21 protein-coding genes are annotated in these 20,609 nt (G+C 64.4%); 6 read left to right on the top strand and 15 right to left on the bottom strand.

The features are described 5' to 3' along the window. Positions 1 to 43: 43 nt before the first annotated feature. The 9 genes from ACUCCZ_RS02660 to murI all read right to left on the bottom strand — a co-directional run bounded on the left by ACUCCZ_RS02660 (position 44) and on the right by murI (position 9,850). Entirely contained in the window at positions 44 to 1,861 is a 1,818-nt protein-coding gene (locus ACUCCZ_RS02660; RefSeq protein WP_435917733.1) for a hypothetical protein, read from the bottom strand. Positions 1,862 to 1,925: 64 nt separating this feature from the next. Next, complete coding sequence (locus tag ACUCCZ_RS02655; protein ID WP_435917734.1) at positions 1,926 to 2,108, bottom strand: hypothetical protein; 183 nt, start codon at positions 2,106 to 2,108, stop codon at positions 1,926 to 1,928. Positions 2,109 to 3,568: 1,460 nt separating this feature from the next. Further along, a complete protein-coding gene (locus tag ACUCCZ_RS02650) occupies positions 3,569 to 4,453 on the bottom strand; it encodes a prenyltransferase/squalene oxidase repeat-containing protein (RefSeq protein WP_435917967.1) in 885 nt (294 codons plus the stop codon). Positions 4,454 to 4,845: 392 nt separating this feature from the next. Next, positions 4,846 to 6,264, bottom strand: a complete 1,419-nt coding sequence (locus ACUCCZ_RS02645) for a DNA polymerase IV (RefSeq protein WP_435917735.1) — start codon at positions 6,262 to 6,264, stop codon at positions 4,846 to 4,848. Beyond that, positions 6,261 to 6,734, bottom strand: coding sequence for a dihydrofolate reductase (locus ACUCCZ_RS02640; RefSeq protein WP_435917736.1), 474 nt, complete (start codon positions 6,732 to 6,734; stop codon positions 6,261 to 6,263). Before ACUCCZ_RS02640 ends, ACUCCZ_RS02645 begins: the two co-directional genes overlap by 4 nt. 21 nt (positions 6,735 to 6,755) lie before the next feature. Further along, the gene (locus ACUCCZ_RS02635; RefSeq protein WP_021104418.1) at positions 6,756 to 7,568 is read right to left on the bottom strand and encodes a thymidylate synthase; all 813 of its coding nucleotides are present in this window, start codon (positions 7,566 to 7,568) and stop codon (positions 6,756 to 6,758) included. Position 7,569: 1 nt separating this feature from the next. Continuing rightward, positions 7,570 to 8,184 (bottom strand): RdgB/HAM1 family non-canonical purine NTP pyrophosphatase, encoded by a 615-nt coding sequence (rdgB, locus tag ACUCCZ_RS02630; RefSeq protein WP_435917737.1) that lies wholly within the window; start codon positions 8,182 to 8,184, stop codon positions 7,570 to 7,572. Next, the gene (rph, locus tag ACUCCZ_RS02625) at positions 8,181 to 8,945 is read right to left on the bottom strand and encodes a ribonuclease PH (RefSeq protein ID WP_435917738.1); all 765 of its coding nucleotides are present in this window, start codon (positions 8,943 to 8,945) and stop codon (positions 8,181 to 8,183) included. The genes rdgB and rph overlap by 4 nt, the downstream gene beginning before the upstream one ends. Before the next feature lie 50 nt (positions 8,946 to 8,995). Beyond that, complete coding sequence (gene murI, locus ACUCCZ_RS02620) at positions 8,996 to 9,850, bottom strand: glutamate racemase (protein WP_435917739.1); 855 nt, start codon at positions 9,848 to 9,850, stop codon at positions 8,996 to 8,998. 179 nt (positions 9,851 to 10,029) lie between these two features. Between murI and ACUCCZ_RS02615 the strand changes: the two genes are divergently transcribed. From ACUCCZ_RS02615 to ACUCCZ_RS02605, 3 genes are all read left to right on the top strand, one after another. Then, positions 10,030 to 10,347 (top strand): FeoA family protein, encoded by a 318-nt coding sequence (locus ACUCCZ_RS02615; protein WP_196768540.1) that lies wholly within the window; start codon positions 10,030 to 10,032, stop codon positions 10,345 to 10,347. A gap of 61 nt (positions 10,348 to 10,408) precedes the next feature. Continuing rightward, entirely contained in the window at positions 10,409 to 12,367 is a 1,959-nt protein-coding gene (feoB, locus tag ACUCCZ_RS02610; protein ID WP_435917740.1) for a ferrous iron transporter B, read from the top strand. Next, a complete protein-coding gene (locus ACUCCZ_RS02605) occupies positions 12,367 to 12,909 on the top strand; it encodes a NifU family protein (protein WP_016665925.1) in 543 nt (180 codons plus the stop codon). The genes feoB and ACUCCZ_RS02605 overlap by 1 nt, the downstream gene beginning before the upstream one ends. A gap of 3 nt (positions 12,910 to 12,912) precedes the next feature. Here the strand turns inward: ACUCCZ_RS02605 and ACUCCZ_RS02600 are convergent, their stop codons facing one another. Both ACUCCZ_RS02600 and clpS read right to left on the bottom strand, forming a co-directional pair. Further along, positions 12,913 to 13,473, bottom strand: a complete 561-nt coding sequence (locus ACUCCZ_RS02600) for a DUF2017 family protein (RefSeq protein WP_016665926.1) — start codon at positions 13,471 to 13,473, stop codon at positions 12,913 to 12,915. Beyond that, entirely contained in the window at positions 13,470 to 13,763 is a 294-nt protein-coding gene (clpS, locus tag ACUCCZ_RS02595) for an ATP-dependent Clp protease adapter ClpS (protein WP_036975426.1), read from the bottom strand. Before clpS ends, ACUCCZ_RS02600 begins: the two co-directional genes overlap by 4 nt. A 74-nt stretch (positions 13,764 to 13,837) precedes the next feature. Here clpS and ACUCCZ_RS02590 point away from each other — a divergent pair, with 74 nt between their 5' ends. Together ACUCCZ_RS02590 and ACUCCZ_RS02585 are read left to right on the top strand one after the other, a co-directional pair. After that, positions 13,838 to 15,178 carry a nicotinate phosphoribosyltransferase gene (locus tag ACUCCZ_RS02590; protein ID WP_435917742.1) on the top strand — a complete coding sequence of 447 codons (1,341 nt, stop codon included), beginning with the start codon at positions 13,838 to 13,840 and terminating at the stop codon, positions 15,176 to 15,178. Positions 15,179 to 15,375: 197 nt separating this feature from the next. Then, on the top strand, positions 15,376 to 15,651 hold the full coding sequence (locus ACUCCZ_RS02585) for an HU family DNA-binding protein (protein ID WP_435917743.1): 276 nt from the start codon (positions 15,376 to 15,378) through the stop codon (positions 15,649 to 15,651). Positions 15,652 to 15,752: 101 nt separating this feature from the next. Here ACUCCZ_RS02585 and malQ read toward each other — a convergent pair whose 3' ends face one another. Both malQ and ACUCCZ_RS02575 read right to left on the bottom strand, forming a co-directional pair. Then, positions 15,753 to 17,861 carry a 4-alpha-glucanotransferase gene (gene malQ, locus ACUCCZ_RS02580; RefSeq protein WP_435917744.1) on the bottom strand — a complete coding sequence of 703 codons (2,109 nt, stop codon included), beginning with the start codon at positions 17,859 to 17,861 and terminating at the stop codon, positions 15,753 to 15,755. Between the two features lie 98 nt (positions 17,862 to 17,959). Then, on the bottom strand, positions 17,960 to 18,769 hold the full coding sequence (locus tag ACUCCZ_RS02575; RefSeq protein WP_435917745.1) for an RDD family protein: 810 nt from the start codon (positions 18,767 to 18,769) through the stop codon (positions 17,960 to 17,962). A 108-nt stretch (positions 18,770 to 18,877) separates the two neighbouring features. Here ACUCCZ_RS02575 and ACUCCZ_RS02570 point away from each other — a divergent pair, with 108 nt between their 5' ends. Next, positions 18,878 to 19,120 (top strand): DUF3039 domain-containing protein, encoded by a 243-nt coding sequence (locus tag ACUCCZ_RS02570; protein WP_435917746.1) that lies wholly within the window; start codon positions 18,878 to 18,880, stop codon positions 19,118 to 19,120. A gap of 56 nt (positions 19,121 to 19,176) precedes the next feature. On the opposite strand, the gene aroQ is transcribed toward ACUCCZ_RS02570, so the two are convergent. Together aroQ and ACUCCZ_RS02560 are read right to left on the bottom strand one after the other, a co-directional pair. Next, a complete protein-coding gene (gene aroQ, locus ACUCCZ_RS02565; protein WP_435917747.1) occupies positions 19,177 to 19,608 on the bottom strand; it encodes a type II 3-dehydroquinate dehydratase in 432 nt (143 codons plus the stop codon). Next, on the bottom strand, positions 19,605 to 20,609 hold the full coding sequence (locus ACUCCZ_RS02560; protein WP_435917748.1) for a cation diffusion facilitator family transporter: 1,005 nt from the start codon (positions 20,607 to 20,609) through the stop codon (positions 19,605 to 19,607). The genes aroQ and ACUCCZ_RS02560 overlap by 4 nt, the downstream gene beginning before the upstream one ends.

Raw genomic sequence — 20,609 nt, 5'->3', positions numbered from 1 at the left:
CAACAGATGACACGTTTACGGGTGTCCCCCCACCATCGCCTGGTCAGGCTCCGGTGGCGGGCAGTGCGGGAGCAGCCAGTGACCCGCCATCTGGCCCCGGGACTGCAGGTATCTCCGCGTCACCGCGACCATCTCGGCCATCCACCGGCCGCACCGTCGAATCGGGAGGATTCACAGACGCATTCGGAGCAGGGGTGGTGGTCCCACTGGGGTTCGTGTCCGGGGTGGGCAATGGCGTCAGGGTCGGCGTGACGGTACCGGTCGGGGCCGGGGTGCCGGTCGGGGACACCGTCGGCGTGGGACTCACCGTCGGGGTCGGCACCACAGTCGGAGTCGGCTCTGGAGTCGGTGCGGGAGCGTCGGCGTACTGGGGCCGGTGCTCGGGTCGGTTCGGGTTGTCGCCGGCGAAATAGAACTTCTTGTCAGGATCATTCGGATCGTCCGTGTGCCCATCAGGCTCGAAGCCAATGACCACGGCCATCCCCTTCACCGGCTTGTCCGTCATCGACGGGAACACGTCAGGATCATTGATCGGTGCACCCGGATAGGGCTCCCCCTCCACAACCTTTTCCGGCCACGGCGGCAGGATGCCGTCCTTGTCGGGCACCACCGTCAACGCACCCGCCAAGATCCAGTCACCGTCCGAGGTCTCATCCCCGTTGGGAGTGATCCCCAGGAAGTGGTACCACCCATTGAGGTCCCGTGTCCCGGGGATACCCACACTCGCAGCCCAGTTCGCCGCCTTGAACTTTGCGCCCCACTCGCCACTTGGAGCGTACTTGAGCGGCTCCAGGCCCTTGTGGCAACGCACCAGCCAGCCGTCCTTGACGTGGGCGTCGGTGTACGTGGTCGTGGCCGGATTCAAATCACCCCGGTCCTTCGGATCCAACGCCGCCATGTCGATGAGAACCGAGTACCCCTCCTCATCCTTGGCGCACCAGCCCGGATGCCACTGATCCGCCGACGCCGTCGGAATCTGCTCCGGCTCGGGGGTTGGATCGGTGGTCTCGCTGGGTTCCGGGTCCGGAGTCGGGAGTGGCGTCAGAGTCGGATCCGCTGTCGGCTCGGACGTCGCCGTGGGGCTCACCGTCGGCTCCGGAGTCGGTGCGGGGGCCTCGCCGTACTGGGGCCGGTGCTCGGGCCGATTCGGGTTGTCACCAGCGAAATATTCATTAACGGTATTTTTGTATCCAAAAGGGAAAGCAGTGACGGCCACGGCCATTCCCTTCACCGGCTTCTGGATCATCCCAGAATAATTCCCATAATAATTCGAGTTCGGCCTACCGGGATAGTCATGACCCTCTTTAACGTTTTTCGGCCATGGCGGCAGGGTACCGTTCTTGTCAGGAACTACCGACATTGTCGCCGTTTGAATCCGCTCGCCATTCGAGGTCATACCATACCAAGGAGTAATCCCCAAAAAACGATATTCCCACTCGGCATACCGCTGGGTATTCACCTTCCCGGGAATACCCACCGCCGCAGCCCAGTATTCCGCGTTAACCCATCTCTCTGGATTGTCACGCTCGACAGTCTTGATCGGCTCCAGGCCCTTGTGGCAGCGCACCAGCCAGCCGTCCTTGGCATGGGCGTCGGTGAGCTTCGATGCGGTCGGGGCGAGATCACCGCGATCCTTCGGATCCAGCGCTGCGAAATCGATGAGAACCGAGTACCCCTCCTCACCCTTGGCACACCAGCCCGGATGCCACTGATCCGCCGACGCCGTCGGAATCTGCTTCACATCATCGTCATCGGCCCATGCAGGCACGACGAGACCGCCGACCGCCATCACGGCAGCCAGACCCCCCGTCACCCACCTCATCATCGTCTTGCCCATTGATCCTTCGCCTTTCTCATCCACACATGTCCTTCACGTGTGGCAGTCTTCATCGAACAACAAACATGCGTCCCGCCGTGCGGACGCCTCACTCGAACAGGTCGGTACCCACCTCGTCGTCCTCGCGGTCACGACGCCTACCCCGCGTCATCCACCACGCCACGACACCGGCAGCCACCAGCACACCTGCACCGGCACCCCATACCCAACCAGGTACCCGACGACGAGCACCATCCGAGGCGGCAGGCCCCTGCTGCTCAGAACCCCACACCCGACCATCACCAGGAGACGGCGACACCACCACCCCAGCCGAAACAGACGGAGACGGTGTGGCGGATGGAGACACCGAGGGCGACGGAGACGCGGACACCGACGGTGTGGCAGACGTAGACGGAGGAGCCGATGGGGAAGGCGTGCGCGCAGCCTTGCGCACCTGCGAGCTCACCCGATCACCCGCATGAACATCCTTGTGAGCGTTCCGATGGAAGACTCCATGATGAGGAGTGCCATCGCGACCAGTGGCCCCGCCCACACCTGCACGGTGCTGGCCAGGATGCGGCCTGACAGGAGGAGTCGGCCTACGAGTATGCCGCGGCCTGTGCGGATGCGGCCCGTTCCCCGACCCCGGATCCCGCGTGGGGCCACCCGTGGGAGTAGAAGGCCGCGGCCGAGGATTCTTCGGCACACACCCATTCACAGTCCCATCCGAGAACTGCGGCGTCAACGTCCACCCCGGACACGGCTGACCCGTCTTAGGATCCATGCGTTTGTATTTCTCCGGATGCGCCGCCGCATCCCCCAAACACACCTGCTTAGCCGGGTGGGGCTCCGACGAATTCAGCATAAGCTCGGCTTTGATATTACCGCGGCACGCCGGCCCCCCATACGACACATACATCACAGAATCTAACGGAACATTATTGTGATCGACGTAATAGTTATGAACTAACGTGAGGGAAGGATCGTCATCGACGTACGGTATTTTTCCTGGCCATGACCCATCCAGCGACGTGCCTTGACCCGGCAATTTCGGCAACTCACCGTGCGCATCCGCATGAATCCACACACCTGGAGTAAAATCATATAGATTCTTGCTGGTATCCGCTGGAGGCGAAGTTGCGGGATACCACACGCCAGTAGTATTGAGTAAATACGCATCGAAACCCCCTCCGGCTTCAACAGTCCGCGACGGCCGCTGATACACGTACTTGTCTATCGAGAAGCCCACCGAGGAAACGTAATTATCCCACCTGCGGCCAGAACTTGGTTTCCCTATATGACAGCGGACGATCCAGCCATCACTGGCTGTCAGACCAAAATTGCCAACGTACTTTTCCGTCAACAGGCCACGCAACGGTTTCGGCGCACCCGAAAAATCAATAACAACCGCAAATCCCTCGCCCTGCCGACACCACCCATCATGCCATTTATCCCCCTTACTATAAAAGCCTTCGCCGCTATCGGGGTAGCGATGGCTGCCCGTCGACCACGTATCAAGATCATCAGATGCCGCGTCTGCGACCGCCTGACGTGGCACCACGCCACCACACATCGCAACCATGACAACAGCCGCTATCACACACGCCCACCGGCGCCCACACATACTTGACACACCCCACGCACCGACACGACGCACTGCCGCAATGACCCAAATTGACCACAACAATCGCGCTGGGGCAGCCACAAAAGCCGCCCCAACGCGACCTTGACGATGACTAAAACGCCACCTCGTCAGCCAACAACCGGCTCCTCGTGGGCCTGATTGGCACCCACATTGTCATAGGACTGCAGACCACGCAGCGCGGGAACCGCCTGCGTCGTCGCCATCAACGGCGAATACGGTGTGCTGAAAGACCCGTCAGCCTGCTGCTGACTCACGAGCCACTTCTGACCGGCCACAGCCTGCGCCTTGTGGTCAGCATCGCCAGCACGGTACAGTCCTGGTGCCACCCACGCAGTGGTGTTCACATTCGGGCCCTTGCCCTTGGAACCCCAGGCACCATCCTGCTTGTCGGCGTCAAGACGCTTGACAAGACTCGTGACAGCCTTCTGCTTGTCCGGGGCCGTCACATGCGACAAAGCCGTAAGCATGAGACCGTCAGTGTCCGGGTCATCCCACTTGGGAGTCGTGGACGCATACTCGGTGACCGACTTGAGCAGGTTCTGCGGGATCGGTTTGCCCAACCGCTCCAGGGCAATCATGTCCAACGCCTGATTCGTCGCATACTCCTTGAGTGCCGAGGCCGGCAGTGACGTCACTCGTTGGGAGTAGTCGAACCCGTCATAGGTGGTCGACTCACCAAGAGCCAGCAGGGTGATCGTCACCTTCGCACATCCACCCACATTCGTCTCAGTGCAGTAACTCTGCCCCTGGGTCTTGATGTTGTCCTTGACCTTGGCGACGGTAGGCGAATCCTTCCTGCCAGCAGCCACCAACGCCAAAGCCCCATCCAACTGCGGCCCCAACTTGTCCTTGGTCAGATCGGCACTGTGCTTATCGATGTAACCAGCCGCCCTGCCGGCCTGGGAGGCATAATCGGCAGGCCCAGACGCCTGAGCTGCCTGGGCAGGGGCCGCCGTCACCCCCACTGCGCCTATCATCAGTGCGGCAGCCATCACCGGGCCCACCACACGCTTGCACGTCGTCGTTGCTTCTACTGCCATGTCGCTCCTCCTCGGAAGCACGTTCCGAGAGGGGTCCATGACAGCACAGGCGTGGCATGCGTCGGTGTCGATCCGTAACCCTCGACGGAACAGGAAACCAATCCCCGCGGTGATCTGGTACTCCGACTTCCACACAAGATGTGGTCACGGTTGCGGGACAGCGCCGGATTCCCACCGACTTCCCCACATCACCCGGGTATCAACCCACCCATTGGGCTGACAGAGAAAAAGATACACCCGTCCCGACAGATGCCATACCCACCCCCCCAAAAACGCTCACCAAACGCTCATCGACACAGGCATCCACCACGGGAGTCGGGCTTGTGAGCATCCGCCTCGCGAGATCAGTGGGAGGGCTCGTCCCCCGATGAAGTCCTCTCCCCCTCCTCCGGCGGCTGCCATGCCAGGCCCAGGGGGTGCGCCGGGTGCAGGGCCGCGTCGTCCTCGGGAATCGACCGCACCCTGCCGATCGGGCTGCCGCGGTGCTCGAACCGGCACGTGACGACGCCGTGTCCCGATCCCCACACCCAGCCCCGGCCGTACTCGTCGTGAACCACGTCGGCGCCCGGCGGCCAACGCCTGCCGTCGAAGGATCGCCGCCGCCCGAACGGCCCTGGCTGGATCAGTGGGACGCCCTCGCTGACCACGGGGTCGTCACGCAGCTGGCCCTCACCGTCCAGGTCGAACAGCTCCTCCTGGGCCGAGGTGGTGAAGTTCGACACCCCGACGCCCAGCAGTCGCACTCCCTCGCGCAGGTCGAGGGAGTCGAGCATGCGCACCGCCAGGCGGGCGATCCGCTCCGGTGAGTCGGTGGACCCGCTCAACGTCACCGACCGCGACCACACCGTGAAGTCGGCCATCTTCGCCTTGAGCGTCACGGTGCGGGCGAAATGGCCGGATCGCTTCAACCGGCCACACACCAGCCCGGCGTGCCGCTCGACGATTTCCCGGCACTCCCGGCGATCGGTGAGGTCGTGTTCGAAGGTGTCCTCCACCGAGATGGATTTGGCGATCCGGCTGACGCTCACCGGGCGATCGTCCTGAGCCCGTGCCAGGGCGAACAGGCTCGCCCCGGCGGCCTGCCCCAACTCGTGCACCAGCTCCGCCCGACGGGCGGCCCGGACGTCACCGATGGTGCGAAACCCGAGTGTCTCCAAACGTTCTGCGGTCACCGGTCCGACGCCGGGAATGGCCCGTGCCGGTAGGGGTGCGATGGTCTCGGCCTCGGTTCCGGGAGCGACCAGGACGACCTGATCGGCATGGCCTCGCGACGGTTTGGCCATCTCGGAGGCCACCTTGGCCATGAACTTGCTCGATCCGATCCCCACCGAGCAGCTCAGCCCCTCGGTGCGCTCGGCCACCCTGGCCCGCAGCTCGGTAGCCATCTGGCGCAGGGCGTCGAGGTCGTCAACGGGCACTGCCCTTGCTTCCAGATCGACGAAGGCCTCGTCCAGGCTGAGAGGCTCGACCAGCGGGGAGAGCTCCCGCAGGGTTGCCATGACGACCCTGCTCGACTCCCGGTAGGCCTCGAAGCGCCCGGACAGGAACGCGGCATGCGGTGCCAGCCGGCGGGCCTGTGCCCCCGCCATCGCGGAGTGGACCCCAAACACCCGGGCCTCGTAGGAGGCCGTCGCCACCACTCCCCGGCCGCCGACCCCGCCGACGATGACCGGTTTGCCGCGCAGTGAGGGCTTGTCGCGCTGCTCCACCGAGGCGAAGAAGGCGTCCATGTCCAGATGGAGGATCGACGCCGTCGGCCTCACGACGTCACGCGGCGGTAACCGACGAAGTCGAATCCGTCACGGGGTTCACGCCGGATCTCGGCCCACACCGCGGGATCGATGGTCGGGAACCGCGCCGACCCCTCAGGGCTGCGATGCACCTCGGTGATGTCGAGCTCGTCGCACAGGTCGAGGGCATCGGCGTAGATCTGGCCGCCACCGGCGATGTAGCAGATCGTCTCACCGGCGTCCCGGGCCATCTCGACGGCCTCACGCGGGCTGGCGGCGGCGTCCACCCCGTCGGCCGACCACTGCCGGTCGTGGGTGCAGATGATGTGGCGACGCCCCGGCAGCCTCCCGACCTGCTCGAAGGTGCGCCTGCCGAACACCAGGGTGTGGCCCATCGTCACCTTCTTGAAACGGCGGAAGTCCGCGCTGATGTGCCAGAGCATGTCCTGTCCGGAGCCGATGACGCCGTTGTCGGCGACGGCAGCGATGGCGACGACCTTCATGGAATCCTCCTGACGAGCCGGTCAGACGGCGATCGGTGCGGGAATGGCCGGGTAGGGGTCGTACCCCGTGAGCTTGATGTCGGAGAGCTCGAACCCGTCGATCTCACGCACCTGTGGGTTGACGGTGAGCTGCGGTGAACTGCGAGGCTGGTGCTGCAACTGCTCGTGAACCTGGTCGAGGTGGTTGAGGTAGAGGTGGGCGTCGCCCAGGGTGTGGACGAACCGCAGCGGCTTGAGACCGGTCACCGAGGCGACCAGGTGGGTGAGCAGGGCATAGGAGGCGATGTTGAAGGGCACCCCCAGGAAGGTGTCGCCGGAGCGCTGGTAGAGCTGGCAGCTCAGCCAGGTGGGCTCCCCCTGCTCGTCTGGGGTGACGTAGAACTGGAACAGGGTGTGACACGGTGGCAGGGCCATCTGGTCGACCTCGGCCACGTTCCACGCCGAGACGATGTGCCGACGCGACCACGGGTTGGTGCGGATCTGCTCGATGACCCGGGCGATCTGGTCGATCGCCTCGCCATCGGTGTCGGGCCAGGAACGCCACTGGTGGCCGTAGACCGGGCCGAGGTCACCATCCTCGTCGGCCCACTCGTCCCAGATGTGGATGTTGTTCTCGTGCAGCCAGCCGATGTTGGTGTCCCCGCGCAGGAACCACAGCAGTTCCCCGAAGACGCTGCGGGTGTAGATCTTCTTCGTCGTCACCAACGGGAAACCCTCGCGCAGGTCGAAGGTCATCTGGTGGCCGAAGACGCTGAGGGTACCGGTGCCGGTACGGTCGGGGCGACGCACCCCCTCGGTGAGGATGCGCTGCAGGAGGTCGAGGTACACCTGCATCTCAGTGGCCTTCCAGGTGGGCGACGACGGCCGGGACGATGGCTCGCACCGCCTGGCCGCGATGACTGATGGCGTCCTTGTCCTCGGCGGTCATCTCGGCACTGGTGAGGTTGCCGGGCTGCGCGTCGGGAACGAACATCGGGTCGTAGCCGAACCCGTTGGCTCCTCTGGCCTCGGGGATGACCCGACCCTCCATGGTGGCGACCTTGGTGATCTGCGTGCCGTCGGGGTCGACGAAGGCCATCGCACACACGAAACGGCCACGACGGCGCTCGGGGGCAAGGTCGAAGGTCTGCTCGAGCAGCAGTCGAAGGTTGCGCTCGTCGGTGGCCTGCGGCCCCGACCAGCGTGCCGAACGGATGCCCGGCATCCGGTTGAGGGCGTCGACCTCGAGGCCGGAGTCGTCGGCCAGGGCCGGCAGACCGGTGTCACGGGCGGCGGCGCGCGCCTTGATGAGGGCGTTCTCGACGAAGGTGGTGCCGGTCTCGGCGGGAGCCGGGACGTCGCTCACCTCCGACAGACCGACGACCTCGACCGGGGTGCCGGTCGACTCGAAGGTGCGACGCAGCTCGACCAGCTTCCTGGGGTTGTTGGAGGCCAACACGATGCGGCTCACAGGCTCACCCCCAGGGCCTCGGACTGGACCTGTTTGAGGGTGGCACAACCACCAGCGGCGAGGTCGAGCAGTTGGTTGAGCAGATCACGGTTGAACGGAGCTCCCTCGGCGGTGCCCTGGATCTCGACGAAGTCGCCGGTACCGCTCATGACGACATTCATGTCGGTGTCGGCTCGGGAGTCCTCCTCGTAGGCGAGATCGAGCATCGGGGTGCCACCGACGACTCCCACCGAGATGGCCTGCACCGATCCGGTGATGGGTTCCCCGGCCAGACTGCCGCGCTCCCGCAGCCAGTTCACGGCATCGACCAGGGCGACGTAGGCGCCGGTGATCGAGGCGGTGCGGGTGCCGCCATCGGCCTGCAACACGTCGCAGTCGAGGATGATGGTGTTCTCACCCAGCGCCTTGTCGTCGACGACGGCGCGCAGGGATCGTCCGACCAGCCGGGAGATCTCGTGGGTGCGCCCGCCGACCTTGCCCTTGCGGGACTCCCGAGCGGAGCGCTCGTTGGTGGCGCGCGGCAGCATCTCGTACTCCGCCGTCACCCAGCCCAGGCCCGATCCCTTGCGCCAGCGCGGCACCCCCTCGGTGACCGAGGCATTGCACAGCACGGTGGTGCGACCGAAACTCACCAGCACCGATCCCTCGGCCTGACAGAGCCAGTTGCGCTTGATGGTGACCTCACGCAACTGGTCAAGTGACCGTCCATCAATTCGAGAAGTCTCACTCACGCCGCCAAGGGTAGCCGGAGGGACTGACACGAATCATGACGATGACGCGGCACCGCCACCGTGTCACTCACCTGCGTCACTCAGTCGCGCACGACCGCACGATCCCCGAAGGGATGGCGGTCGGCGTGCACCGACTGCACGTCGTGGACGAAACCCTCCATGAGTCGTCGCCCCAGCCTCTCGAAACGTTCGGCGTTACCAGTCGTCAGGAAGTAGCGGCTGGATTCACGAGGTTCGGAGTGCAGTAGTCCCGACTCAGCCATCAAGGAGTACGAGGCCCGCGCGCACTGGTGGGAGGAAGAGATGATCGTGACGTCGTCGTCGAGGACGTAGGAGATGAGCCCGGCGAGCAGCGGGTAGTGGGTACAGCCCAGGATGAGAGTGTCGCAGCCGGCCTCCTGGATCGGTTTCAGGTAGTCCCGAGCAATAGCTTCCAACCCCGGGCCGCTGGTGATTCCCTCCTCGACGTAGGGGACGAAGTGCGGGCAGGCCTGGGTCGTCAGGGTGATTCCAGGCACCGCTGCCAGTGCGTCCTGGTAGGACAAGGAGCGAGCCGTGGCCTCGGTGCAGATAACGCCGATGTGACCGTTCCGGGTGGCCAAACTGGCTCGCCGAGCAGCCGGCATGATGACGTCGATGACCGGGACGTCATAACGCTCCCGAGCATCCCGCAGCACTGCCGATGACGCCGTGTTGCAGGCGATGAGCAGGGCTTTCACGCCGTGAGCGACGAGTCGATCGAGGCATTGCAGGGCGTAGCGGCGCACCTCGGCAATCGTCTTCTCACCATAGGGCGCCCGACCCGTGTCACCCAGATAGATGATGTCCTCGTTGGGCATGAGGTCGACGACGGATCGGGCCACCGTCAGCCCTCCGAATCCAGAGTCGAAGATGCCGATCGGTGAGTCGACAACGTCGAAATCAGGTTCGGTCACGGCTGGCAAGACTACCCCGCCCTCGCCGCCAACCGGCCATCCACAGGGTTTTCACGACGTCCACATGCCGAAAAACACCCCCGGTAATGACAATGAGGTAAGGCTTGACTATCCTTTGGGCTGCACCGGGAGTTCCGACGCCGTCATGGAATCACGAAGGAGACGAGATGAGGAAGCAGATACACCGCGGCACCGCAGATGAGGAGACCATCGTGCCGCTCAGCCGCCTGGCCGCTGGCCAGAGCGCGACCATCGAGTCCATTGCACCCGAGTGTGTTGACCACATTTGTCACCGGCTCCACATGCTCGGGTTCGGACAGGGCCGCGACATCACCAAGATTCGCCAGGCACCCTTCGGTGGCCCGATGGTCTTCCACGTCTGCGACGTCCAGATGTGTCTGCGTCGAGCCCAAGCTGACATGATCATGGTCCGCCCTGTTCCACAGACCGCATCGCGCCCTGTTGTCGAGGCTCAGCTGTCCGTCGCAGCCGCCTGACAGTCCACTTTCCTTCCCAACCCTTCCTGCGCGATGACACGCGCCCATTCGAGGACTGCCCATGCCCGCAACCGTCACGTGCCACACCGATCCCACCGTCGAGCTGTCGACGGGATCACCCAAACTGACTCTGGTCGGCTCTCCCAACGGTGGCAAGACGTCGATCTTCAACCACCTCACGGGTCTGCACGCCAAGACCGGCAACTACCCCGGCGTCACCGTCTCCCGCAGCACCGGTGTGTGCCACATCGGCGGTGACGAGTACGGCATCGAGGATCTTCCCGGGACGTATTCACTGACCCCCATCTCCCCCGACGAGGCCATTGTCGCCGAGGCTCTGGATGGGACGATCAAGGGCGTCCAGGCACCTGACGCCGTTCTGGTGGTCGCCGATGCGACGGCCCTGCGCCGATCCCTGCTGCTACTCGCAGAAACCCTGGAGCGAGACCTCCCCACAGCGGTCGTCGTCACCATGGCTGACGAGTTGGGACGACGCGGCGGCAGCCTCGACACCGCAGCCTTGTCCCAGGCACTGGGCGTACCAGTGGTCTCCGTGGTCGCCAACCGTGGCATCGGCATCGGGGAACTACGTCACCTCATCAGCGAGTGGCAGACCTGGAGCCGTCCCCCCATTCCGCCGCCCACCGCAGCAGAGGAGCTGACCGGATGGGTCGACTCGACCCTTGCCAGCGCGGGGTACCAGGATCCCCAGCCCGACTCTCGCACCGAGCGCATTGACAAGGTCCTGTTGCACCCGGTGTGGGGAACGATCGTCTTCTTCCTCGTGATGTTCCTATTCTTCCAGGCACTGTTCACGTGGGCAGCGCCCTTCCAGGACGCCATCGATGGCTTCTTCGGTTGGCTCGGCGGCTGGGTTGACGACCACGTCTCCAACCCGATCCTCGCCGGTCTGCTGGGCGATGGCATCATCGGCGGCGTCGGAGCCGTACTCGTCTTCGTCCCACAGATCCTGCTGATGTACCTACTGCTGGCCCTGCTGGACGCCGTGGGCTACATGTCACGGGCAGCATTCCTCATGGACAAGGTGATGAGCCGTGCCGGGCTGGAGGGACGAGCATTCGTGGCCATGCTGTCCTCCTTCGCCTGCGCCATCCCCGGGGTCATGGCCACGAGAACCATCCCCTCGGCCAAGGACCGCATCGCGACGATGCTCGGCGTCCCGCTGGCTACCTGCTCGGCCCGACTGCCCGTTTACGTGCTGCTGGTCGGCATGCTCATCCCCGACGCCACCCGCATCGGCCCGTTCTCCGGGCGAGGTGTGGCGATGTTCCTGCTCTACCTGCTCGGCGCGGTGTCGGCGATGACGGCGGCCTGGGTCGTCAAGAAGATCACCGATCGCTCCGGCATACTCCTGCCCTTCTACATGGAAATGCCGCCATATCGGATTCCCACACTGCGCTCGGTGGGCATCGCGATGTGGGAGCCCACCAAGGCCTTCCTGCACAAGGCTGGCACCATCATCATGCTGACGACCATCGTCATTTGGGCCCTGACGACCTTCCCGATGCAGTCTGACTCCGAGCTGTCAAAAGCGGGTGTCGATCCGCGCGATGACGTCGCCGTGGCGGCCTACACCATGGATCACTCCATCGCTGCTGGTGTCGGCAAGGCCGTCGAGCCGGTCTTCGAACCGCTGGGATTCGACTGGCGCATTGACGTCTCCCTCATCGGATCACTGGCTGCTCGAGAGGTGGCCGTCTCCACCCTGGGCCAGATGGCTTCAGCCACCGACCCAGAGGACGATGCCGAGGTGGCCCAACAGCTGGACCGTTGGACGTGGACGCACGGCGACCACGAGGGCGAGAAGATCTTCACCCCGGCAACCATCGTTGCCCTCATCCTCTTCTTCGCCTATGCCCTGCAGTGCATGTCCACCATTGCCATCATGAAACGAGAGACCGGCGGGTGGAAGTGGCCGGCGGTCGCCTTCGGCTACATGTTCGCGCTGGCGTGGATCATGGCCCTCATCGGTCGTCTCGTGACGAATCTGGTGATCTGATGAAGCTTGCCTCGCGTCCTTCCACGGCCATTCACCCGGAGGCGACGGCTGACCCCGCGACCCTGCGTTGGGTGGTGTCGGGGGTGAGCCTACCCTTCGCCGGTGAATTGGTGAGCGCGCCTGGTCTCGACGAGTTCCTGGGACGGGTGCACGTCGAGGTGACGGTTGGTGCCGTCATCGCCACCGTCCTCGAGGACAGCTGGGAGCGTATCGGTGGCGACTTCCGGACCGCTCTGACGATGGCTCTCGAAAGGACCGACGACTGGAGCGGTGGACCCGATGCCCAGATCCTCGACGAAGCCGAGACCCTGAGATGGTGCGCCGACGAACTCATCGCTGGCCCTGTCGGTGCCGTGGCTGCCATGCATGGTGGGTCGATCGAACTGGTCGACGTCACGGTCGACAACGGGCAACGCACCGTCGCCGTGGCCATGAAAGGTGCCTGCCGGGGGTGTCCGGCAGCTCTCATCACCTTGCACCAGCGGCTGGAACACCAGCTCAGCCTGAGGCTGCGCGAGCCGGTGACTGTCCACGAGATCTGAGCCCTACTCCGACAACTCCACCTCGACGAGCACCTCGACGACAAAACCGAGCCACTCGTAGACACACTCCTCCTCGGCCTCCAGCTCCTCCTGGGCGACCCGGGCGACCTCGTCAGCGGTGATCTGGTCAGTGACACCCAACCTGGCCGCCATCATTCCCCGCAGCGCATTGACGGTACGAAGCCACCGCTGAGTCGTCACCGGATTCATGGGGACACGGCCAGTTCGGTGCAATGCCTCCAGATCAGTTCGCAAGGCCTCGGCATCCTCACAGCGCGCGGCGACCTCCTCGGCGTCATGACTGGCATGGAACTGAGCGTCGGCAGCGTCGTCGTCGCGGTAGGCGCTCGGCAGGATGGCGCGACGCACCTCGTCGTCCTCCTGAGGGCCGCAAAACTGGCTCTCCCAGAAGGCGAACGGGTCTGCCCCCGAACTGTCACGAGCGGTGGTGGTGCGCAACCGCGACAAGGCCTCGACGTAGTGCCCCAGGGCGATCTCGATGCCGATGGTCTCGCGGCGCTCCAGGTACCAGACCCACTGATTCCGGGTACCCTCAATCCTCATTCCTGCCCGCCCTTTTCGACCGAGGCCTGCAATCCGTAGCCATGCATGGCGTGCGCCGCGATCTCCATCTCCTCCTTGGACCCCTCGGCCACCGTCGCCCGGCCCTGGTTGTGGACCTGGATCATGAGCTGCACGGCTTTCTCGCGCGGGTAGCCGAAATACCTCATGAACACCATCGTCACGTAGTCCATGAGATTCACCGGGTCGTCCCAGACGACGGTCGTCCACGTCGATTCCTCATCGGTGAGACGGTCGGTCCGTGCCATGGGTTCCACGGTGGTTGCAGACATGTGCCCATTCTGTCACCACCGGGGGCACCTGAACCCCGCCAACGGGGACGCCCCATCCCCCTAAACTGTGGCCCATGTCGACCGCACTGTTCACCGACCATTACGAGCTGACCATGATCGAGGCTGCCATGGCGTCAGGAACCGCCGACCGCCGCTGCGTCTTCGAGTTGTTCCCACGTCGTCTCCCCGAAGGCCGCCGTTACGGCGTTGTCGCCGGCACTGGACGTGTCCTCGATGCGGTGGAGGGCTTTCATTTCACCGACGAGGAGGTCTCCTTCCTGGAGAAGACCGGGGTCGTCGGCCCGCACATGGCTGAGTGGCTGTCGAACTACCGTTTCACCGGATCCATCCATGGTTACGCTGAGGGCGATCTTTACTTCCCGGGATCACCCCTCCTCACTGTCGAGGGCACCTTTGCCGAGGCGTGCGTCCTCGAGACCTTGTTGCTGAGCACCTACAATCATGATTCCGCAATCGCTTCAGCAGCCTCCCGCATGGTCATGATGGCCGAGGGCCGCTCCATCATCGAGATGGGCTCTCGTCGTACCCATGAGGAATCCGCTGTCGCCGCTGCTCGCGCTGCCTGGATCGCCGGGTTCGGTCCGACATCGAACCTCGCTGCCGGCATCCGCTACGGCGTCCCCACCTCCGGCACCGCTGCCCACGCCTTCACCCTCCTCCACGACACCGAGGAGGATGCCTTCCGTGCCCAGCTCGCCGCCTATGGGGAGAAGACCACCCTGCTGGTGGACACCTATGACATCGACAACGCCGTGCGGACGGCCATCCGCCTCACCCAGGGACGCCTCGGCGCAGTCCGTATCGACTCCGGCGACCTGTCCATCGTCGCCCGGCAAGTCCGCGACCTGCTCGATGACCTCGGTGCCACGAACACCCGCGTCATCGTCACCAGCGACCTCGACGAGTGGCAAATTGCCGCCTTGCGTGGCGCTCCCGTCGATGGCTTCGGAGTCGGAACCTCCCTCGTGACAGGCTCGGGAGCGCCGACCTGCTCCTTCGTCTACAAGCTGGTCGCCCGCGCAACCTCGAACGACCCGGACGCCGAGCTGTTGCCGGTGGCCAAGAAGTCCTCCCACAAAAACACCGTGGGCGGACGCAAATACGCGGTGCGACGCATCGGTTCAGGTGGAACAGCCACCGCCGAGGTCGTCGGGGTGGGCCGACAGCCCACGGCCGACGCTGACGACCGTAACCTCATCGTTCCCCTCATCGTCGACGGTGAGGTCGTGGGCCGTGAGCCCCTCGAGTCGGCACGCAAGCGCCACCAGGCCGCGATTGCCGAGCTGCCGATCTCCGGACGACGTATATCCCGCGGTGACCAGGCCATTCCGACCATCATGGTGAGACAGGGCGACGACGGCGCCGACACCGTCCTCGGCGCTTCGCTCTCGTGACCGATCCACAGTGCGACACGACCTGCCGTCCTGACCACTCGGCATGTGACAAATCGGTCAACAATGGTCACAAACGAGCACCAAACGCACTGTTGACGCACGTTCGGGCTTGACTGAGACCCCACACCCGCTAATGTCCTTGGTGAGGGAAACGGCATGAAGCCGATAACCGAACACAGTCCATCTGAGGAGACCCCATGACCAAGTCCGAGCTCATCAAGGCCGTTGCCAAGCAGGCCTCGCTCACCGAGACCCAGACCAACGAGGCCGTCAAGGCTCTCACCGACGTCATCACCAGCGCCCTGGCCAGGGGAGAGAAGGTGCAGCTTCCCGGTCTGTTCACTGCCGAGGCCGTTGAGCGCCCCGCCCGCAATGGCCGCAACCCCCGCACCGGCGAGTCCATGACCATCCCCGCTCACAAGGCCGTCAAGATCTCGGCCTCCAGCACCCTCAAGAAGGCCGTTGCCGACTGAGCGACTGACACGGGTCGTTGACCCGTGACCACACATTCGGGGTCCGATGCCATCAGGCGTCGGACCCCGGTTTGGTATGTTCTACGGCCAACGTCGGCCGATCACTTCTCGTTCATGACCGCAGACAGTCGCGCGGCCCTCTCATCAGTGAAGATCTCCTCGAGCCACATCGGTGAGCCGTCCGGATGGCTGAGCGGCACTCGCCAGTTCGGGTACTCGTTGGTCGTACCGGGCAGGTTCTGGGTCCGTCGGTCCCCCACGGCGTCGGTGAGGGTGACGTTGAGGACCTTCGACGGTGTCTGGGTGAGCATGCGGTGCATGGCCAGCACGACCGCCTCCTCGGACGGATCGCCGCCCTCCAGCACGCCTCGCGCCTGCAGGATACCGATCCAGGTGTGCGTCTGACGGGCTGCCTCGGCCCGCTCATGCTCCAAGGATTCGGTGAGCAGTCCGAGTTCATTGCGCACCTCGACGTGGTCACCAGCCAGATAGCCGGTCGTCGGAGGCAGGTCATGGGTCGTCACGGAACCCATGGCGTACTCACGCCACTGCTCAGGTGCCAGCGGGTGACCGTCCTCGCCGTTTTCGAACCACAGCACCGAGGTGCCCATGATCCCGCGCTCACGCAGGTACGTACGCACCCACGGCTCGACGGTGCCCAAGTCCTCACCCACGACGAGCGCGCCGGCACGACAGGCCTCCAAAGCCAGGATGCCGACCATGGCCTCGTGGTCGTACCGGATGTAGGTACCCATGCGCGGGCCGAGACCGGCGGGAACCCACCACAGCCGGAACAGGCCGAGGATGTGGTCGATACGAATACCTCCGGCGTGACGCAGGGCAGCCCTCACCATGTCCCGGAACGGCTGGTAGGCCATGTCGGCCAGCATGTCCGGGCGCATCGGCGGCTGACCCCATTCCTGGCCGGCCTGGTTGAAGGCGTCAGGCGGGGAACCGACGCAGACACCGTCAGCAAAGAGGTCCCCGAGCATCCACGCATCAGCACCGGTTCCGGACACGCCGACGGCCATGTCACAGATGAGGCCCAGGGACATCCCGGCATCGCGCCCGGCCGACTGGGCGGCCGAAAGTTGCTGATCAGCGATCCACTGCAGCCACATGAAGAAGTCGACGCGGTCCTCATGTGCGCGCACGAACTCCGAGACGGCGCGATTGCTGGGGCGCTGGAACTCCTCCGGCCAGTCATGCCAGTCATTGCCGTACACCTCAGTCAGCGCACACCAGGTGGCCAGATCGACCAGACGGGTGCCGCGCAACCTGCGGAAGGCCTGGTAGGACAGCTTTCGCGACCCTGCCAGACCAAGGGCGTGGATGGCCTCGAGAACCGGCATCTTGGCCATCCAGGAGGAGTCACGGTCGATCGTCTCAGTGACCGCAGCTGCGCGAGCCTGGGCGAACCGAGCCTTGGAACGCTCGGAGGAGTCGAGATCTGCGAACTCAGGAATGGTCTCAGGGCGCACATACAGCGGATTGAGGAAGAGTCGGCTGCAGGGTAGGTACGGTGAGGGCTCGATCGGCGAGACGACCTGGCTGGCATGCAATGGATTAACGAGCACGTAATCCGCGCCCTGGGTCGCCGCCCAGGTCGACAGGTCGGCCAGGTCGGAGAGATCACCCATTCCCCATGAGCCATGGGACCGTGTCGAGTACAGCTGCACCGCGTGTCCCCAGACCCGGGACGAGCCCATCGATCTCGGCAGGCCGAGCCAGTTCGGGGACACCACCAGGGTCGACGTGGTGCGATGATCAGCCGACGTCGCGACGATGGTGTGGTAACCCAGCGGAAGGTCAGCCGGGATGCCGAAGGTGGCTTCGCCGATCCAGCGTTCCTCGACCTGGCGATCTGAGTTCCAGTTGTCGACCTGCCAGCACTCGCGACGGTGACCGTCCTCACAGATGATGTGGACCTCGACCCACTCCCCGGCATTGACGTGGACATCAACACGTCCCTCCTGGCCCTCGCGCAGCATGACGATTCCGGGCAGGACACGACGCCAGGTGTGGTTGGCGACCTCTCGGCACGCCTGCTCGGCCAGTTCCGGGGTCGACGCATCGATCCCGAGCCCGGCAAGGACGGCGATGACGGTCGCCTCCTCAACCTCGGTGTACTGACCCTTCCAGTCGTGATAGTCACGAGCGATGCCGAAATGGTCGGCCAGGGTCGTCAGGTGGGGATCTGTCAAGGACATGACGGCCTTTCGGTGCCCTCCAACGTCGGGGCGGGATCGATGCGGACGGGTTGTGGGGACGACGTCGTCGCCCCGTCTGGACGAAATCTACTCGGCATCTACTCGGCGTCGAGCTGGCGGACCGGACGAACCACCTGGGTACCTGCAATGGCGTCGTGGATGGTCTGGCGGGATCGCTGCCACAGCGGCATGAGATAACTGAACGGGGTCAACAACACGAGGACCTGGTTACCAACCTCCACGAAGGCCCAGGCCGTGGCACGGACAAGGGCACGCCACCACACCAGTCGGCGATGGTCCTTACCCTGGTTGATGATCACCACGCGCAGCCCGCAGACGAGCTGACCAACCGACCCAGCGCAGGTCGCCAGCATGATGAACTGGTAGATCGCCTGGGCAATGATGACGGCACCCACAAGACTCGTCATGTCATTGACGAACCCTGCATCGCTCAGCGACTGGGTGGTGATGACATCCGATGGGCTCGCCCCTGCGCTGATCTTGCGCATCGATTCGTTGAGGAACGCCTGGTAACTCGCCATGATGCTGGCGATCTTCTCGTGCATGGTGATGCCGACAACGGTCCACACCAGGACGAAATCGATGACGGTCGACAAAGCCCGCCACCACCACCCGGCCAAGGGCACACCGTCAGCGGTGGTGCCCCACTTGTTGCGCGGCGCCGCCACGTCTGCGTTGCGCGGCGCAGTCGTCATCTGGCGCGGGGACGACGGCACCCGCGAGACCGGGGCCAGTGTCTCAGGCACATGACCGGTGGCATGACGCGGTTCGGGTTCGGGCGGGTTTCGCAGATTGCGGGTCCAGCGTTCGCCGTCCCAATACCGCTCCTGCTCACTTCCGGCAGGGTCGGGATACCAGCCCATGGGGGGAGGAGTCGCATTCGTCACCGGTCCATTCTCCCACGATGGGCCCATGATGCTAATCACGTCCGCTGGCAGCTGGACTCGCCGTCATCCGTGGTCAGGTATGTTGCCGGCCACGTACACTGGTCCACCATGAGCACACAGGTGGCACCAGGTTCCAGCACGGCGGTCGAGGAGAAGGCTCGCCCATCCTTCGATGACGGTGACGCCGAACGCTTCTCCCACTACGTTCCGAAGGCCAAGCTCACCGACGCCATGGTCAACGGCACCCCTGTCGTCGCCCTGTGCGGCAAGGTGTGGATTCCCTCCCGCAATCCGGACAAGTTCCCCGTCTGCCCGGAGTGCAAGGACATCTTCGAGTCGATGACGCGCTGAGTCACCCGACCCGGCGTCCCGCCGTTTCCGTCACTTCGGAGCAGCGCGCGTCGGCGTCAGGACGCCGCCAACCAGGCGAGGGCCAACTCGTAACCCTTCAAGCCGAGGCCGGCAATCGTCCCGGTGACGTGCGCCGAGACCACACTGTGGTGACGAAACTCCTCCCGGGTGGCGATGTTGGAGATGTGCACCTCGATGCAGGGTGCCTCCACCTGGGCCAAGGCATCAGCAATCGCGATGTTGTAGTGGCTCCAGGCAGCCGGATTGATGACGACCGGGATCCGATCGTCAGCAGCTTGATGTATCCACCCGATCATCCGCTCCTCGGAGTCGGTCTGACGCACCTCGACGTCGAGCCCGAACTCGCGACCGTACTCGATCAGCCGAGCCGTCAGGTCATCGTGGGTCGTCATCCCATAGATCTGTGGTTCGCGACGGCCCAGTCGTCCCAAGTTCGGGCCGTTGAGCACCAGGACTGGCTTGCTCATACCTGATCCTCCGGACGCTTCTCGTCTTCCTTGATGCGACGATCACCATACCGGATGTCAGGTTCGAGGAAGAGCGGGCCGACAAGCGGTTCCGCAACACGGACGGCCACTTCCGCATTGTCGATGATGCGTGCCACCTCGATTGCGGAGTCGCCCGGGTCGACGGCGATCTTGGCAGCCAGCAGGATGGTGTCGGGACCCAGATGAACCGTCTTCATGTAGATGACCGAGTCGACGCCGTCAGTGCTCACGAGCGCGTCGTGGATGGCCTTGCGCGACTCCGGAGTCGCTGACTCCCCCTCCAACAAGGACTTCATCTCTCGGGAGAGAATGGCTGCGACGGCAACCAGCAGGACGCCAATACAGGCCGATCCGATGCCGTCGAAGATCGGATTGTGCGTCAGGACGGTGAGACCGACACCGAGGAAGGCGAAAAGCAGACCGAGAACGGCAGCCGAGTCCTCCATCATGACCACTGGCAACTCCGGGGCCTTGGTCTTGCGGATGTATTGCAGGATCGTCATGCCTTCGCGATATGGCTTGCTCTCCTTGAGAGCGGTGTGCAGGCTGGCTCCCTCGGCACATGCCGAGATGACCGTCACGACCAGCGGTACCCACCACCACTGGGAGTCGAGCAGCTCGTCAGGCTTGCCGGCGAGGGTGTCGCGGATCTTCTGGTACGACGAGCCCAGGGCGAACAGTCCACCGACGCTGAAGATGACCACGGCAACGATGAAGCCGGACAGGTAACGGGCCCGCTCGTAGCCGAAGGGATGGTCCTCGTCGGCCTTCTTGTGCGAGGCCTTGCCTCCGACCATGAGGACGACCTGGTTGGTGGTGTCGGCCACCGAGTGAATGGCCTCCGCAAGCATCGAGGACGCGCCCGACAGCGCCCATGCCAGGGCCTTCGTCGCCGCAATCGCGAGGTTGGCAGAGGCAGCGGCGACGATCGCCTTGCGACCCTCGCCCTCCTTCCTCGGCTTCTCTGCCTCGTCCGACAT

This window comes from Cutibacterium nasicola, from assembly GCF_052654715.2.
Note: the sequence above shows the minus strand (reverse complement) of the source record. Positions and strands in the feature narration are given on the sequence as shown.